The 16023-nt window shown below is 49.1% G+C and carries 13 protein-coding genes; 10 read left to right on the top strand and 3 right to left on the bottom strand.

The annotated features are described in order from the left end of the window. Nucleotides 1-273: 273 nt before the first annotated feature. From BFC17_RS13080 to BFC17_RS13065, 4 genes are all read left to right on the top strand, one after another. Entirely contained in the window at nucleotides 274-681 is a 408-nt protein-coding gene (locus tag BFC17_RS13080; RefSeq protein WP_070176916.1) for a ketosteroid isomerase-related protein, read from the top strand. 18 nt (nucleotides 682-699) lie between these two features. Further along, nucleotides 700-1296, top strand: a complete 597-nt coding sequence (locus BFC17_RS13075; protein WP_070176915.1) for a GNAT family N-acetyltransferase — start codon at nucleotides 700-702, stop codon at nucleotides 1294-1296. 3 nt (nucleotides 1297-1299) lie between these two features. After that, nucleotides 1300-2187 carry a carbon-nitrogen hydrolase family protein gene (locus BFC17_RS13070; protein WP_070176914.1) on the top strand — a complete coding sequence of 296 codons (888 nt, stop codon included), beginning with the start codon at nucleotides 1300-1302 and terminating at the stop codon, nucleotides 2185-2187. A 311-nt stretch (nucleotides 2188-2498) separates the two neighbouring features. Continuing rightward, on the top strand, nucleotides 2499-2702 hold the full coding sequence (locus BFC17_RS13065; RefSeq protein WP_070176913.1) for a hypothetical protein: 204 nt from the start codon (nucleotides 2499-2501) through the stop codon (nucleotides 2700-2702). A gap of 8 nt (nucleotides 2703-2710) precedes the next feature. On the opposite strand, the gene BFC17_RS13060 is transcribed toward BFC17_RS13065, so the two are convergent. Then, nucleotides 2711-4690 carry a class I adenylate cyclase gene (locus BFC17_RS13060; RefSeq protein WP_070176912.1) on the bottom strand — a complete coding sequence of 660 codons (1980 nt, stop codon included), beginning with the start codon at nucleotides 4688-4690 and terminating at the stop codon, nucleotides 2711-2713. A gap of 277 nt (nucleotides 4691-4967) precedes the next feature. On the opposite strand from BFC17_RS13060, the gene BFC17_RS22570 reads away from it, so the two are divergent. Together BFC17_RS22570 and BFC17_RS22565 are read left to right on the top strand one after the other, a co-directional pair. Continuing rightward, entirely contained in the window at nucleotides 4968-5120 is a 153-nt protein-coding gene (locus tag BFC17_RS22570) for a hypothetical protein (RefSeq protein ID WP_175439570.1), read from the top strand. Nucleotides 5121-5148: 28 nt separating this feature from the next. Further along, nucleotides 5149-5325, top strand: coding sequence for a hypothetical protein (locus tag BFC17_RS22565; protein WP_175439569.1), 177 nt, complete (start codon nucleotides 5149-5151; stop codon nucleotides 5323-5325). A 52-nt stretch (nucleotides 5326-5377) separates the two neighbouring features. On the opposite strand, the gene BFC17_RS13055 is transcribed toward BFC17_RS22565, so the two are convergent. Beyond that, nucleotides 5378-6484, bottom strand: a complete 1107-nt coding sequence (locus tag BFC17_RS13055) for an adenosylhomocysteinase (protein WP_070176911.1) — start codon at nucleotides 6482-6484, stop codon at nucleotides 5378-5380. A gap of 436 nt (nucleotides 6485-6920) precedes the next feature. On the opposite strand from BFC17_RS13055, the gene BFC17_RS13050 reads away from it, so the two are divergent. The 3 genes from BFC17_RS13050 to BFC17_RS13040 all read left to right on the top strand — a co-directional run bounded on the left by BFC17_RS13050 (nucleotide 6921) and on the right by BFC17_RS13040 (nucleotide 12455). Beyond that, nucleotides 6921-9386, top strand: a complete 2466-nt coding sequence (locus tag BFC17_RS13050; protein WP_070176910.1) for a TonB-dependent receptor domain-containing protein — start codon at nucleotides 6921-6923, stop codon at nucleotides 9384-9386. A gap of 75 nt (nucleotides 9387-9461) precedes the next feature. After that, nucleotides 9462-10937, top strand: coding sequence for a putative 2OG-Fe(II) oxygenase (locus BFC17_RS13045; RefSeq protein WP_070176909.1), 1476 nt, complete (start codon nucleotides 9462-9464; stop codon nucleotides 10935-10937). A 12-nt stretch (nucleotides 10938-10949) separates the two neighbouring features. After that, a complete protein-coding gene (locus tag BFC17_RS13040; protein ID WP_070176908.1) occupies nucleotides 10950-12455 on the top strand; it encodes a tryptophan halogenase family protein in 1506 nt (501 codons plus the stop codon). Nucleotides 12456-12665: 210 nt separating this feature from the next. Here the strand turns inward: BFC17_RS13040 and BFC17_RS13035 are convergent, their stop codons facing one another. Next, nucleotides 12666-14684 carry a glycoside hydrolase family 97 protein gene (locus tag BFC17_RS13035; RefSeq protein ID WP_070176907.1) on the bottom strand — a complete coding sequence of 673 codons (2019 nt, stop codon included), beginning with the start codon at nucleotides 14682-14684 and terminating at the stop codon, nucleotides 12666-12668. 326 nt (nucleotides 14685-15010) lie between these two features. Between BFC17_RS13035 and BFC17_RS13030 the strand changes: the two genes are divergently transcribed. Then, nucleotides 15011-16012: a LacI family DNA-binding transcriptional regulator gene (locus BFC17_RS13030; RefSeq protein ID WP_070176906.1), complete on the top strand. Its 1002-nt coding sequence runs from the start codon at nucleotides 15011-15013 to the stop codon at nucleotides 16010-16012. Nucleotides 16013-16023: the final 11 nt, after the last annotated feature.

Below are 16023 nucleotides of genomic sequence, written 5' to 3'. Positions count from 1 at the left end.
TAAGACCTTATCGCATTACGACGAGTAACGGTAGCTCAAGACGGGCGAAAAAGCATATCCCTAATTTTCCCGGGGGATGTTCCGCCAAGGCAACCTCTTTTTTATAGTAGGTAATCCGTTAACGCGCCAACCTTTTAAGTTAAGCTGGCGCGTTGTTGCTATCACTGACTAAAGATGTCAGAAAGCGCCATAAAAATAGCAATTCCAACACGACTATTTATTCTCGACGCACGGCACATTATGATGCGTTTTTTGATGATTACAGGAAACAAAATGAGTCAGGCAACGGTAGCATTATTGCAGGATTACTACGCAGCATTTAACGCCCAGGATATGGATACTTTTTTGTCATTGTTAAGCGATGATGTTATCCACGATATTAATCAGGGTGCCCGCGAAACAGGTAAAGACGCCTTTGCCGCGTTTATGGTGCGCATGAACAACAATTATAAGGAAACCATTGTAGATATTCAGGTGATGTCCAATCCACGTGGTGACCGTGCAGCGGTAGAGTTTACTGTACTTGGCGAATACCTGAAAACCGATGACGGCTTACCAGAAGCAAAGGGGCAAACTTACAAGCTTCCTGCCGGTGCGTTTTTTGATATTAAAGACGGCAAGGTAGCCCGCGTGACCAATTATTACAATCTTGAAGACTGGATAGCCCAGGTTTCAGCTTAACTTCGGAACAGATAGCCTATGCTGACCTTTAAGCGATTGTCGTCCGGTGCGCTGCATCAGTACATTGACGAACTGGCCCAACTACGCATGACAGTTTTTCGTGCCTTTCCCTATCTGTACGATGGCGACAAAAGCTATGAAGCACGCTATCTGAAAACCTATATTGAAGCCCCCAACAGCGTTATCGTGCTGGCCTTTGACGGCAATAAGGTGGTTGGCGCGTCAACGGGTATTCCCTTGATCAGCGAAACACCGGAAGTGATCCAACCTTTTACAGATGCCGGTTTTGACATAACCCGAATATTTTATTGCGGCGAGTCGGTGCTCCTGCCTGACTACCGTGGTCAGGGCGCGGGGGTCGCGTTTTTCGACCACCGCGAGGCGCATGCTAAATCTTTACCGGGCATTACCCATTGCTGTTTTTGCGCCGTCCAACGACCTGAAAATCACCCCGCACGCCCGGCAGACTATGTGCCGCTGGATGCATTCTGGCAACACCGCGGTTATGCCAAATGTGCCGATATCACCACCACTTTTAGCTGGAAAGAGATTGGCGAGTCAACCGAGTCAGCTAAACCCATGACTTTCTGGATGAAAACACTTGAACAGGACTAACCAATGAGCGTATTTACCCTGGCGACCGCCCAGTATGACATCAGTTTTTTTACTGATTGGGCGCAATTTGCCGACAAACTCGACAGCTGGGTAAGCAGTGCTGCAGCACAAGGGGCCAAACTGCTGGTTTTTCCGGAGTATGGCAGTATGGAACTGGCCTCATTGTTTGGCGAAGCGGTTTACAGTGATCTTGATAAACAGCTGCACGCCATGCAGTCTTTGTTGCCTGAGTGGCAGGCCTTACACGCCAGCCTTGCCGCCCGCTACGACGTTTTGATTCTGGCCAGCTCATTCCCAACGGCACGGCCCCAGGGTGGCTTTGTCAACCGGGCAAATCTGTTTGGGCCCGACGGATTGTTAGGCTATCAGGACAAACTGATCATGACCCGCTTCGAAAATGAACAGTGGCATATCAGCGCCGCAGAACAGATTAAGGTTATCGATACGCCGTTGGGGCGCATTGGTATTCATATCTGTTACGACTCGGAATTTCCCATGATTGCCAATCAACAGGTGGCCGCTGGCGCTGACCTGCTGCTGGTCCCCAGTTGCACCGACACCCAGGCAGGTTTTCATCGCGTCCGCATTGGTTGTCAGGCCAGGGCGCTGGAAAACCAGTGCTATGTGGTGCAATCCCCCACCGTGGGAGATGCTGACTGGTCTCCCGCCGTTGATGCCAATACCGGCCGGGCCAGTGTTTATACACCGGTTGACTACGGCTTTCCCGCTAATGGCATTCTGGCCCAGGGCGAAAGCGATGAGCCCGGCTGGGTTTTCGCCACAGTGGATCTCAGCGAAATCGCCCGAATTCGCAACGAAGGACAGGTATTTAACTACCGGGACTGGCCAAAACAATTCGCTCTCCAGGCCCCAGCCAGCAGTAGCGATTAATTTTCGTTCGAAAGTTTTAGGGTTAAAGCGCAAGAATGCATCTAGAACTACTGTAACAGACGCTCATCTGCGGGCGTCATGCAGTAGAGAACCGGTATTAATGCATAAACACTATTTCACGCGACTAACCGTTATCCTCGGGAGTTTACCGCTTTTCCTGTCGATAGCCGCCACAGCTCAGCAACCGGCAACTGAGCAAAAGAATAACCTCATTTCAGGATACGCCCATAGCGATTACTGCCTTTAACGGCAGCATACTGGAAGATCGCGGGATAGGGCTACACGGCACCAGCTCAATTTCAGACTCGGGCGTGGCTTATTCCCAGACCGATTTCACACTAACCTATCACTTTGCCAACAACCGGCTGTCGATGACAGGTTTTATCACCAACCTGGAAAACGAATCACGCAAAAGCAATGTGTTTGTCAGCCCGGGATTTTTAGGCCTGAGTGCCACCACAGGGTATACCCGGCCAAGGACTATCGGACTGAAAATTGATTACCTGTTTGAATAAACCCGGATTTACCAGTAATTGAGCAACTCAAAAGACTGCTCGGCCTGCTCGCTGAATGCCTGATAAATCCGCTTTCGTTGTGACCCTTCGGGAATAAACACCGACAACGGCGGCAGCGGATAAGCATCTAGCAACTCGATCCAAAGCTTATCGAGCGCAGCGATCCCAGGCACGATGTAGGTTTCCCCCCAGGACGTGGTATACACTATAAATACCTCATCCACCGTGGGCTTTAATCGGCTGGAGGTAAAATTAACCACCACCATGCACTTCATGATTTTCATGGGGCTAAGCAGTGCTTCCCGCGAAATGGCATTCACCCGCACCGGTGGAAATTGCGCGCTGAAATGCTTAATCAGCGCATGTAAATCCACATCCGTCACCGGCTCAGTATCGTAGTCCAGTAACATCGTGGTCTCCAAATCTGCAACCCGGTTGCAGACGCACCACAGCATTAGCTGAACGGGAGACTCAGCGTGATAAATGCGGGCTTTTGACTCTTCCTTACCACTTTGCCCCAATAAATCACCGTTATAGGCAGCCCAAATCACGGTGCCATTTTTACGCCGGTGTTGTTTAACAGTTATCACCGGGCAGGTCACCTTGTCGTCAAAGCCTATCCGCAAAAAGTCGAGTTTATGTGGCTTTTTAGAATAAAAGGTATCCAGCCGCCGCCCCAACACACCAATATCTTCGCGGCTGACGGCTTGTTCTTCCAGTTGCAAACGGGCCGACATGCGCCGGTAGCAGTGGATCAGAAAACGGTGGATTTTACGACTCAGCTGAACCAGTTCTGTCAGCGTCCAGTTGGCCGAGTTGTCCAGATGCTGTATTTGACTGCGTGACCAGCCCCATTGCTTTACCAGTCCAGCAATAATGCGGCGTTTAAAGGTCATGTCAGCATCGGAGACCGGCTTACTCAGCTGGCAATTACATTTGATATACAAACATTGTTGCAGCAACAGCACGATATCCGGCTCGTTAGCAGCCTGATAATGGGTGACCAGTTGATCAAACATCAGCGCGTAAGGGTCAATGTTAGCCACATTGCCGGGCGCTTCATCGCCATGGTGCACGCGTTTTTTGAGGAGGTTGCACAGGGGCTGATCGTGTTCCAGGTTTTCTAAAAACACTTCCAGCTTGGCCATTTTAAGCACCGATTTAAATGGCGAATCGATTGCCTTGCCCAACTGCCAGATGGCAGCCCCGAATAACTCTTTAATATCCAGTTTATCCAGATGGCCCAAATCCATAAACCAGGTGGGATCCGGTGAGCCGCCCTCTTCCAGCGCATTTAACAACGCGTAGTATTGCTGCTCAGTGGTAGTATCAGGTGTTAACCACCAGAATGGGGCCTTGCCTGCTACCACGATATTGGTGGTGTAAAATTCGGATTTTAAAAACACAGCCTGGGCCGAACCGGCACTTTCGCCCTCGGCAACACCAAAGTCGTTCTTGCGGACTTTTTCTATGTCGGATAAGAAAAAGTGGACTTCGATGTCATGACAACGCATTGCCCATTCTTCCACCGCGGTAAGCTTTGCCTGCATACAACGTAACGAATCGGCTGATAACTTATTGCCGTCCACGCATACCCAATAATCAAAGTCAGATTTTTCAGACTGAGCAATGGTGCCAATGCTGCCCATTAAAACCAGCGCATCAATGGCTCTCTGGCGTGGCCAGATGCCTTTGGGATCGTCAAACAGGGCTTGTTGATTGGCAAAACACTGAGTCAGCGCCGTTTTTATTTCGTCGCGAAAACTAAAATTATTTAACCCAAAGAACAGCTCCGCTTCAGGCTCAATATAACCGGGGAGTTCGGGATGATTAACATGCAGCAAAAAAGGAATAGCGTGAAACAACGGCCGACGTTCCGGAGGTAATAATGCTATGGCCCGTTCGATCCGGGCTTTGTTATAGCGTAAGACCCGAAGTAATCGAATGGTGAGGTTTTGTTGAACGCTAAGCGATGGCTGTGTACTCATTGCACCACGAATATCCTTAATGACACCTAAAGAATAGCCCCTTTATGCTAAAAAAGCTTGCTAATAATAGTGTGATTTCTGACATAAACCATCATGCTGGTTACGACTGTCCGAGCTGAATATCAGCCTGGCTGAGAGCACGCAATCACACATTTTGTTAAGTCCCTTGCGTAATATCAAAAACCGGCATTTAGTTTTTGATTTTGTTAGTGATTTAAATATTGAGTCAGTGCTATATTCGGCGCCTCGAAACACCAGGTCGACGTTAAAGGGACTAATGAAAAAACAACATGTACTTATCAGTGCTTTTGGTATTGCCTGCGCAAGTACCGGTTACCTTGCCGCCTGGCTGGCAGAATCGCCCGGACCGACAGAGCATCAGCCCATGGTTACAGTGATAAACGAGATGCCCACCGGTTCGGTTCAGTAATCTGGCACTGGCTAAACGATTATCTGAGTTGGGGTATCCGCTGCGGGCAAGCTATAACGTTGGTTCACCGCCCAAGCAGATAACGGTTTACAGCGAAGAGCTTTACTACCGGGAGACCCCTTTTCAGGACAACGAACACCGCGAACGTCACAAGCAGCTTCAGATGTTTATGCAACAACAGGGGTTAGCACCGGCGTCCAGATAAATCCCCGGTTGCAAAAAAGAAAAAGGGGAGCCGCGCTCCCCTTCCATAAAAATTACAGCGCTTGCTTCCAGGCTTTTTCTGGCAAGAGGTAAAGCCCTTTATCCTGTGTGCTGCCCTCACCCACGATGTAGCCAATCCCGGCCGCCATCACCGCCAGGGTCACATCAAACGCATTAAGGCTATCGCCATAGCCCGCGGTTAAATTGAACATCGAACCGTCCGCCAGCAGGAACAGCGTTTTATCACCTAACCGATAAGCGTTTACGTAAGGCATTGGCTCACTGTGAGAGGCATTTTGCTTAAGGTGAGGCACGTCAATTTCCTGCGCAACATGGCCCACATTAAGGATAAAAGTACCGTCTTTCATGCTATCCAGATGCGCCGCGCTCACTACACCATAAGCGCCGGTAGCGGTAGCAATGACGTCGGCCGTTTTTACCGCTTCGCTGAGGTCAACCACTGGCCAGCCATCGTACCTCGCCTGTAACGCCCGCGCCGGGTCGAGTTCAGCGACCTGAACCTGCGCACCGAATGCTTTGGCCGAAGCGGCCACGCCTTGTCCCACCAGACCATAACCAATAACCACCACCACTTTTTCATGCAGGGTTAAATGGGTGGTCTGAAAAAAGGTTTGCCAGGCACTTAACCCCACCATGTGGCGGTTGTGTAACCCTTCTTTCACCGGTAAATCATCCCAGTTAAAAATAGGATAGCGCGGTGCAACGCTGCCTAAGCGGTTAATGCCCGAGCCGGTGGCCTCCAGACCAGCAATAATAGCCGGTTGAATTTCGCCTTCATGCAAGCGTTTGGTGAGATCCGCGCCCATTTCACATAAATGGGTTGGCTCCCAGGCCAGCGCTTTATCAAACGAATCAGACCAGTCCGCATCACTCATATCCCGCCAGGCATGGGCTATCGCCCCCTTGTTTACCAGGTACTCAACCACGTCATCCTGCACCGTGGTGGGGTTACACGTGGTTAGAAAAACCTCACAGCCAGCGTCTAATAAGCCGGCCACCAGCGGTGCCATTTTTAAATCCAGATGCATGTTGCAGGCGAGTTTTACGCCAGCCAAATCGGGTAACGCCGCAATGGCTTTTCGGGTGCGAGGCATGTGGAGCGTGGCCCATGCCAGCTCCGCTTGAAAATCTTGATACATAGACATTACGCGTAAGAAAAAAATAAATAGTAACCGGTAGTGACACAAGGCAACAAGAGCTAACCGGAAAAGTAATATTGTAACTCACTTCAACAAAGAGAAATCGATTTACCAAAAATAAAAATAAAACGGTTTTAACGAACCCAATACGTGCTTTTCAAGAAGCATAAAATTTCAGAAACAAAAAAAACAACACAATATTTTAACAATACACAAAAATAATAATCAGCCCAAACAAATGGTTACATAATAACCAGTACTTTTTTTACACTATTATTGTGAATTCCAGTAACATAAACTTTACAAAGGAAAACGTTTTCACTAATATTCACCCAAGCTTAATCGATTAAGCTAAAACTTAAGTTGTTTGCTAAGTTTCCCTGGCTAAACAGACAACTTACGAAGCTTAGGGTTTGTAGAGAAAGAGAGAACGTAAATGACCACACCATTAAAACCAACGTTTGCTAAAAACCGACTGGCGGCTGCCGTTACGTCAGTCATGCTTGGTGTCAGTTTTACAGCCGTCGCGGCTGATGAAACAAAAGCACCTGAAGATGATGCCTTCGAAACCATTGTTGTCACCGGTACAGTAGGTGGACGCACACAGATTGAATCTGCGGTAGCGGTTACCAGTATCGATGACGAAGTGATTCAGAACTTTAAACCTAACTCTGAAGTTGAGTTATTCCGCCTGATCCCTGGTATCCAGGCCAACGGCGGCAATGGCCCGGGTGGTAATGCCAATATCGCGGTTCGCGGTTTACCGGTAGCAACCGGCGGTTCACCCTTCGTGCAAATTCAGGAAGACGGCCTGCCTACAGTGCTATTTGGTGATATGCAGTTTGGTAACAATGACTACTGGACGCGTTTTGATGCCTCAACAGCCCGGGTTGAATCTGTTCGCGGCGGTACCGCAGCAACCTTTGCTTCGCAGGCTCCTGGCGCCATCATTAACTACATTTCACATATCGGTGATGTGGAAGGCGGCTATGTAGGCCTTTCTACCGGTATCGGCTATGACGAAAAGCGCGTTGACTTTCGTTACGGCGGTTCGGCCTCAGACTCAGTGATCTACCACGTTGGCGGCTATATGAAAACCGGTCGCGGCCCGCTGGATGATGGCTTTAATACCTCTGAAAGCATGCAGTTAAAAGCGAACCTGACCAAATACCTCGAAGATGATGAAAGTTATGTTCGTTTCTATCTGAAAGCCGCTGATACACAAGAGCCGTTCTACACCGGCTCGCTGGCTTATGCCAATATCAGCAACAATAAGATTTCTGATGTCAGACCTTACCCTGGTATGGATGGTCGTTCGGCATCTAACTTCTCTACCCTGAACCAAAGCTTCCTGATCGTAAATAACGAAGGCGGTGTGGAACGGGTAAACATGTCGGGCATTACCACCGAAGCATTAGCATTGGGCAACGAAGTTCACTATGTGATGGAAAACGACATCATGGTGGATAACAAAATGCGCTGGACCGATATGAGCGGTGCTTTTACCGAGCCTTTCCATGGCCCGGGCATGACTTCCAATGTGATTGGCTCAACGGTTAACGGTTCAGTTGTCGATGCAATCCGTTACGCCAATGGCCCGATGGCAGGTGAGTTATACAACAAGCCCTATATTGATACCAACACTAACGTTCGCACTGATATCAATGATGTTGGCAGCTTTGTGAACGACCTGACCATCTCGAAAGAGTTTGCGTTAGATGGTGCTACGTTAAATGCCCGTGCTGGTTACTTCTACATGAACCAGAAAATCGCAATGGACTGGCATACCAACCGTAACTTTCGCGAAGCTGGCAGCAGCAACCCGGCGCAGCTGGATCTGTTTGATGCCGCAGGCAACCAGCTAACCGCCAACGGCCTGGCTGGCTTTAACGACAACTGGGGCGACTGCTGTGCTCGTGTATACGACCTGGAATACACCAATACGGCTCCTTATGTAGCGCTTGAGTTAGAACTGGATGACTTCATTGTGGATGGTAGCGTGCGCCGGGATACCATCGACGCTTCAGGTTATACCGTACAGTCGAGTGGTGAGTCTTTTGACACCGTTATTGATGGTGTAGCCATACCAACCCTGATGGCGGATGGTAAAGAAGAGTACCCGGACTATTCTGAAAGCTATACTTCATACACCTTTGGTGGTTTGTACAAATTTAACGAAGATACCAGCTTCTTTGTGCGTACTTCGAAGGGCAACCGTTTCAACTCAGACCGTCAGACCGTTAGCGGTAAAATTCAACCGGATGGTTCACTAACTCAGGCCGGTCGCGTAGCGGCTGTGGATGAAGTGAATCAACATGAGATTGGCGTGAAAAACCGTGGTGACCTGGGTGAAACCGACTACACCGTTGAGTTTACCTTACTCAAAGGTGATTTTACCCAAAGTAACTATGAGCCAACCTCAACGCCTGCCTGTCCTAACGGCGGCTGTATTCTGGATAACGAATACCGCACGGTGGGTTTTGAATTCTACGGCACGTTACGCTGGGATGCTCTGTCGGTAATTGCTAACGCTACCTATACTGATGCCGAGCAAAAGCCAAATGGCGGCACCTGGGGTCCGGCTAACGACATCCCTGAATTAACCTATGCGGTAACGTCTTCCTACGAAATTTCAGACCAGATCAGAGTGGGTCTGAACATGTCCGGACAGTACGGAAACCGTAACGGTGCCGGAGTTGAGACAGAAAACAAACCTATCTTTGGCGGTAACATTTCTTATCGCCCTACTCCTAACCTTGAATTCGCCATCATCGGGCAAAACCTGACCGACGAATTTGCCCTGCGAGGTTTAAGTGGTGTGGTAGATGCCGATAACGGTGTGATTTCTGCGCAACCGGTGTTAGGCAGAAACCTGAGTGCATCAGTGAGACTATTATTCTAATGGTAGAATATTAGCTATAGTCGATGAGCAGGTAGCAGTTTTGCTACCTGCTTTTTTCGATCGGCGGGAGGAAAATTGACCACGCAAGTAAACGCCTTGCTCGCAAGTGGGCAAACACAACAAGCAATAGCGCAACTGGGTCAGAAGCTTGAAAACAACCAGGCCACCGAATCGGAATGCCTGCTGCTAGGTCAGCTGCAGTTCGAGGAGCAACTGGTCCCCGAATCAATCAGCGCATTTGAAGCGTTTTTATTACATCAACCGGACAATACCGACGCCTTATTAGCGCTCGCTCAAAGTCAGTTACTGGCGGGTTTTAGCGCCACCGACACCTTCGCCACAATCACCCGGCTCAATCCGGCCCTGCGCAGTGCCTGGCATGGTTATGCACTGGCAGTCGCATCACAAGGTAATGTAGTAGAGGCACAGCAGTTCCTGGAGTCGAAACTGCAAGCGCACGCGGACTGGGTGGAAGGACATAAACTGCTAGCCACACTCAAATATACCCAGGGTGATGACGCCACTTTTTTAAACAGCTTCCAACAGGCAATCAACCAGCAACCGCAACATGCGCAACTCCACCAGCACTACTTTAATTTATTAGTGCAGAACAAAGACTGGGATAAAGCACAGCAGCTCATTAAAAACATGCGTGAGCAGCCGGCCCTTAGCCGCTTTGCTACGATAGCCAGCATTATTCTGGCGATTGAATCAAACCAGACAGAGCAGCTTAACCCGCTGCTACAGCAAGCTCAGCATATTGATGATACCGCGCTGGATTTAGCTCTGGTCAGATACTTTATAAAACAACAACAGTTTCAGACCGCTGAAAGCATCGCTATGCGTAGAGTCGCAAAGTCCTCAGCACTGGTTTTTATTCCCTATTTGTCACTTATCTGGCGGCTGACCGACAGCCCCTACTTTGCCTGGCTCGAGCATCATGATGAACTGGTTAAATCGATGCCGGTTCATTTGAGCGAAAACGAACTTATTGAGCTGAAAGCATGCCTGAACAAGCTGCATTCCTCACGCTCTCCTTTTATCGAGCAATCGGTAAGAGGCGGTACGCAAACCGATCAGCATCTTTTTTTACGTCACGAGCCAATTTTAAGAACCCTAAGAGACAAACTAAAACAGACTGTCAGCCGTTACGTGGCGCAGCTGCCTGAGCATGACGAGAAAACCCATCCGTTATTAGGCAAGCCCAGAGCGGCGGCCATTGATGGCAATGTAAAATTCTCTGGCAGCTGGTCGGTAAGGTTGCAACGACAGGGTTATAACGTTAGCCATACGCATCCAAAGGGCTGGATAAGTTCTGCGCTGCATTTACAGCTCCCTGGAATGAGTGATCCGGCCGCACCCGACGCAGGCTTCATCCAGTTTGGCACACCGCCGCCGGAGCTTAAGCTTAACTTAGCCCCTACTTTAAAAATGAAACCGGTTGTAGGTAACGTGGTGTTGTTTCCCTCCACCATGTGGCACTCCACCGTCCCCTTTGAACAAGGCGAACGCCTGGTGGTTGCTTTTGATGTGCAATCTCCGGCCCGTTAAAGAAGATAAACTATGAATAGTAATCCCTCGCAAAGCATTCAAAAAATTGTCATCGTCGGCGGCGGCTCAGCTGGCTGGATGACCGCAGCCTCGCTAAGTAACGTGCTAAAAGGTAAGTGCGACATAACCCTTATCGAATCCGATGAAATTGGCATTGTTGGTGTTGGTGAAGCAACCATCCCGCCTATCCGGGTATTTAATCAGACCCTGGGGATCAGTGAAGCCGAATTTCTGCAGCGCACCAATGGCACCTTTAAACTGGGGATCGAATTCGTTAACTGGGGCAGCAATGGCTCCCGTTACTTCCACCCGTTTGGTACTTACGGCCGTCAGTTCGATACGGTATCCATGCATCATTACTGGCTCAGCGCGCACCAACAGGGGCAGGCCAAACCGCTGGATGAATATGCCATGGCATGGCATCTGGCCCGCAAGGGTAAATTTATTCACCCGTCCGGCGATCCTAAGAATGTACTCTCCACCTTTGAATATGCCTACCACTTCGACGCCGGGCTGTACGTTAAGTTTTTAAGAGACTACGCAGAACAACGGGGCGTAAAGCGTATTGAGGGTAAAATCAGTCATGCGAGCAAGAACAAAGACACCGGCTTTATCTCCTCGGTGTCGCTTGAAAATGGCCAGGTGATTGATGGCGAGTTTTTCATAGATTGTTCCGGCTTCCGTGGTTTGCTTATAGAACAGGCACTGCACACCGGCTATGAGACATGGTCGGAGTGGCTGCCTTGCGACCGGGCCTGGGCCGTACCCACCGCAAGCAATGCAGACCCTATTCCTTACACCCGCTCTACCGCACACACGGCCGGCTGGCAGTGGCGCATCCCACTGCAAAACCGGGTCGGTAATGGCCATGTATTTTCCAGCGCTTTTATCAGTGAAGAACACGCCCGCCAGCAACTACTCGACAACCTCGACAGCGACACGCTGGCTGAGCCGCGGCTGATTAAGTTCGTAACCGGCAGGCGCAAGCGGTTCTGGAATAAAAACGTGGTAGCCATAGGCCTGGCCAGCGGCTTTATTGAACCCTTGGAGTCCACCAGCATTCATCTGATACAGGCTGGCATTGCCAAACTGCTGGCGTTGTTTCCTGATAAATCGTTTAACCAGCGCAGCATTGACGAATACAACCGTATCGCCATTGCTGAGGTTGAGCGGATCAGAGACTTTATAATCCTGCACTATAAACTGATGGAACGCCGCGATACCGAGATGTGGCGTTATTGTGCCGACATGGATGTACCAGACGAACTGGCAGAAAAAATAGCGCATTTCAGAGAGTTCGGGCGCATTACCAAAGGTGAAATGGACCTGTTTGGCAATACCAGCTGGCTGGCTGTGCATATCGGCCAGGGTAACACTCCACAGCGAACCGACCCGCTGGTCCATTATAGCGACGCTGATTACACTGGCTGGCTCAATAAGTTAAATCAGGTTATGACCCAGTATGCCCAACAGGCACCTGGCCATATGGCATACATCAATAACATGACTAAAAGCTAACCACTGCTTAGCTTTAAAACGCAAAAAGGCCGCAATATTACTTGCGGCCTTTTTGGTGGTAACGCCATATCAGCATCAACAGTTTATTACTTTAAAGGACTAACCCGGCCCTGGATAGTTGGGTTATCTTAGCGGGCCGGGCTGGTCGGAAAGGTTGATTCATCCATGAATCTTGCACCGTCCGTGCAACTCCCCGGAACAAGGGGCACTCTAGTTCCGTGGAGTAATCCTTGCGGTAAATCCGCCACCCGGAGCGAGCTGCATAGTCAGGCTATCGCGGTGAGTAACGGTTTTTGTGACTTTCTTAAAATCTTCGGCAAAACGGTGGGCATTGATGCCGTCCTGGAAGATAACAATGTCGTAGCGACCAGCTGGCAGGAAGTCCAGGTCGATGTTCATTTTACGAGAATGCTCGTCTGTCATCGCACCAACAAACCACTCAGAACCAGAGCGACGGGCAAAAGTAACGTAGTCTCCTATCTGCCCGTTCAGCGCGATAGATTCATCCCATACGCTGGGTACGCTGGCAATAAACTCGGCACACTCAGGGTTATCCAGATACTGCGTGGGGCTATCCGCCATCATTTGCAGAGGACTCTCAAATACCGTAAACATTGCCATCTGATGCACCCGGGTAGTCTGGCTCATGGGGCGGTTAAAGCGGATGGTAAAGTCGGCATGATCAGGAGCTTTACCACTGTATTGGATTTGCTCGTAGGCGGCTGGCCCAACAGCATTAGACATAGCCCCCGGGGTATAATCCATTGGTCCTGCTACCATGCGAATAAATGGCAGCGTGGTGTTATGCTCAGGCGTGCTATCCAGACTCCACTTATTCCACTCCAGGCCTTTTACACCTTCGCGAGAGATAACGTTAGGATAAGTTCTGCGCAGGCCTGCTGGCTTGTAGGCACCATGAAAATCCACTAACAGATGGCGCTTGGCAGCTTCATCGGCAATCTTCCAGTAGAAGTTAACCATTTCCTGATCGTCACGCTGAAAGAAGTCTGGCTTAATGCCCACTGCACCTAACTCGGCAAAGCGGTCCATAGCCTCATCAAACTGCTGCTCCAGGGTGAGCCAGGTTGTCCACAAAATAATGCCCACATTGCGCTCTTTGGCATAGGCAATAATTTCCGGCACATCGAATCCGGGCACTGAGCCCATCAAATCCCCCAGTGGATACCAGCCCTCATCAAGAATGACATACTCAATACCGTGCTCAGAGGCAAAATCCACATAAAACTTATACGTTTCGGTATTCAGGCCTGCTTCAAAATCCACGCCTTTTAAGTTGTTAGCGTTGTACCAGTCCCAGGCTACCTTACCAGGCTTGATCCACGAGGTGTCTGCCACTTTATTAGGGATTGCCAGCTGATAAGTGAGTTGGTTGGTTAGCAGTTCTGCATCGTTTTCTGCTATTGCCAGAACTCGCCATGGGTATGCTCGCTTGCCATCGGTTTTAGCAAGATAATCCGCTCGTTCAACAACAGGTTGGTTGCGGTCGATCCACTCTGGTTCGCCATCGACAACCCTGGTAGGTTGCTGTGGGAAGGTGCCTTTCAGGCCATCTTTGCCATCACCTAATAACCACAACCCGGCATAATCTCGTAAAGCGGTTTCGGTAATTAATACCTTTGCGGAACCTGCATCTACCAGCGTAGGCGTACTCGCCAAATCGGTTGGCTTAATCTCGCCTATCGCCTGATGGAGATAGCTGCGCTCATTGTGTGAATAAAAGCTCTCTTCCAGCGGATAGTAAACCGTGGCACTGGTTGAAAAGTTAAATTCAGCGGTCTCATTCAGCACCGTAACAGGTTGCTCAAAATCGGTAACAAACCGGTAGGCAACGCCATTATCATAGGCTCTGAATTCAACCGTATAGCCATTGGCAAAGGTAACTGTCATGGCCTTATATTCATCAACGACTTCTGCAGATTTTACTCTGACCTCAGGATAAAGCACCTGCGAGTGCGCCTGATAAGAAACATTGTCTACCGCAACGCCTGAGGAAAGTCCCGGTTTACCATCAATAGCTAAATCGATAACCGAAGGCGCAAGTAAGGGTTGCCCATTTAAGTTAATGGAGTAGCTAACCTGCTTGTCCGCATTAACGGTAACGGTGATATCGCCATCCGGCGAGTTAAGTTTATGCACAGAGCCAGCAACAGCTGCTTCAACAACCCCAAGGTTTGTCAGAACAACAGCTAACGATGCAAAAGTTTTCAAGTGGTTGACTGTTTTCAAGATCAACGGTCCTCTAATAAACCTCTTCAGCGATGCATTTCGATGAAGGTTAATCGATTAAGTTAAGATAAAGGTAAAACGTTTTCCCTTTTCTGTCAACAAAGTTTGTTAATTTTAGGTAAAATCATTTACAACTAGAGGAAAGCAGGACTAAGGTATAATTTCAATATGACTAAAAACTCATTGCAAAATCATTTTAGTTTCGCTTAATGCGTAAGCGCTATGCTATCCTCGGCACAGCAAGATGTTAATATTAGGTAAACATCATTTATTTACCCGGCTATCCGAGCAGTACTGAAGGTTAAAAAGTGACAACGATTAAAGATATAGCTAAAGCGGCAAACGTTTCCCCTGCCACTGTCTCCCGCGTGATTAATGATGGACCCAAAGTTGGCCTGAAAACTCGTGAACACGTTAAACAGGTGATGAAGACTATGGGCTATCGTCCTAACATTAATGCCCGGGCACTGGTTAATAAGAAAAGCACGTCACTGGGGTTGGTGCTGGCTGAATTGATGGATCCTTTCTTTGCCACCTACGCCAATGCCATCGAAACGGTTGCCCGGGAATCCAATTCGCAACTCTTAATGAGTTCAGGCTCATCCAGCGCCAGTAGTGAACTGGACGCAATAGAAACCCTGCTTGATCACAGAGTGAAAGCGATGATTGTTCACTCTAAATTCCTCGATGATAAAACGCTGGTCGACATTGCCCGCACGGTGCCGGGTTTTGTACTGATAAACCGTTATATCGAAGCAATCAGTGAACGATGTGTATGGCTCGACAACGTGCTTGGCGGATACAAAATGGCTGAACACGTGGTAAACCTCGGGCACCGAAAAATCGCTGTTGTCAGCAGTGATTTTGACATCGAAGATCCCCGGGACAGACTGCAAGGTATCAGAAATTTCCTGGCCGAACACCACATCCCGTTGCCAGACAGTCACATTGCCATCTCGTCACCAAACCAACAAGGCGGTGAAATAGCCATGCGTGAGCTGCTGGCTTCGCAGACGGAGTTTACTGCAGTGCTTGCCTATAACGATGCCATGGCCTCTGGCGTAATGAATACGCTCTATGACCATAATATGGATGTGCCTAACGACGTATCGGTAATGGGATTTGACGATGTTATTCTGGCTCAGTACTGTCGGCCAAAATTAACCACTATGCACTACCCTATTAGATTAATGGCAGCGACAGCGGCAACTATTGCAATGGACCTAGCTCAGGAAAAAGCGCCATCAGAAGAACGCTCGTACAAGTTTATTCCCACCATTATGGCCCGGCATTCAACAAAGAAAATTTAGCGAATACTGTT

Source organism: Marisediminitalea lipolytica (assembly GCF_001758465.1).
Classification (GTDB): Bacteria; Pseudomonadota; Gammaproteobacteria; order Enterobacterales; family Alteromonadaceae; genus Alteromonas; species Alteromonas lipolytica.
This window is presented reverse-complemented; position numbering and strand designations above follow the sequence as displayed.

Coding starts and splice junctions, on each gene's coding strand:
- BFC17_RS13070 (WP_070176914.1), top strand. CDS start 1,300: ATGAGCGTATTTACCCTGGCGACCGCCCAGTATGACATCAGTTTTTTT.
- BFC17_RS13075 (WP_070176915.1), top strand. CDS start 700: ATGCTGACCTTTAAGCGATTGTCGTCCGGTGCGCTGCATCAGTACATT.
- BFC17_RS13050 (WP_070176910.1), top strand. CDS start 6,921: ATGACCACACCATTAAAACCAACGTTTGCTAAAAACCGACTGGCGGCT.
- BFC17_RS22570 (WP_175439570.1), top strand. CDS start 4,968: ATGAAAAAACAACATGTACTTATCAGTGCTTTTGGTATTGCCTGCGCA.
- BFC17_RS13080 (WP_070176916.1), top strand. CDS start 274: ATGAGTCAGGCAACGGTAGCATTATTGCAGGATTACTACGCAGCATTT.
- BFC17_RS13060 (WP_070176912.1), bottom strand. CDS start 4,690: ATGAGTACACAGCCATCGCTTAGCGTTCAACAAAACCTCACCATTCGA.
- BFC17_RS13055 (WP_070176911.1), bottom strand. CDS start 6,484: ATGTATCAAGATTTTCAAGCGGAGCTGGCATGGGCCACGCTCCACATG.
- BFC17_RS13040 (WP_070176908.1), top strand. CDS start 10,950: ATGAATAGTAATCCCTCGCAAAGCATTCAAAAAATTGTCATCGTCGGC.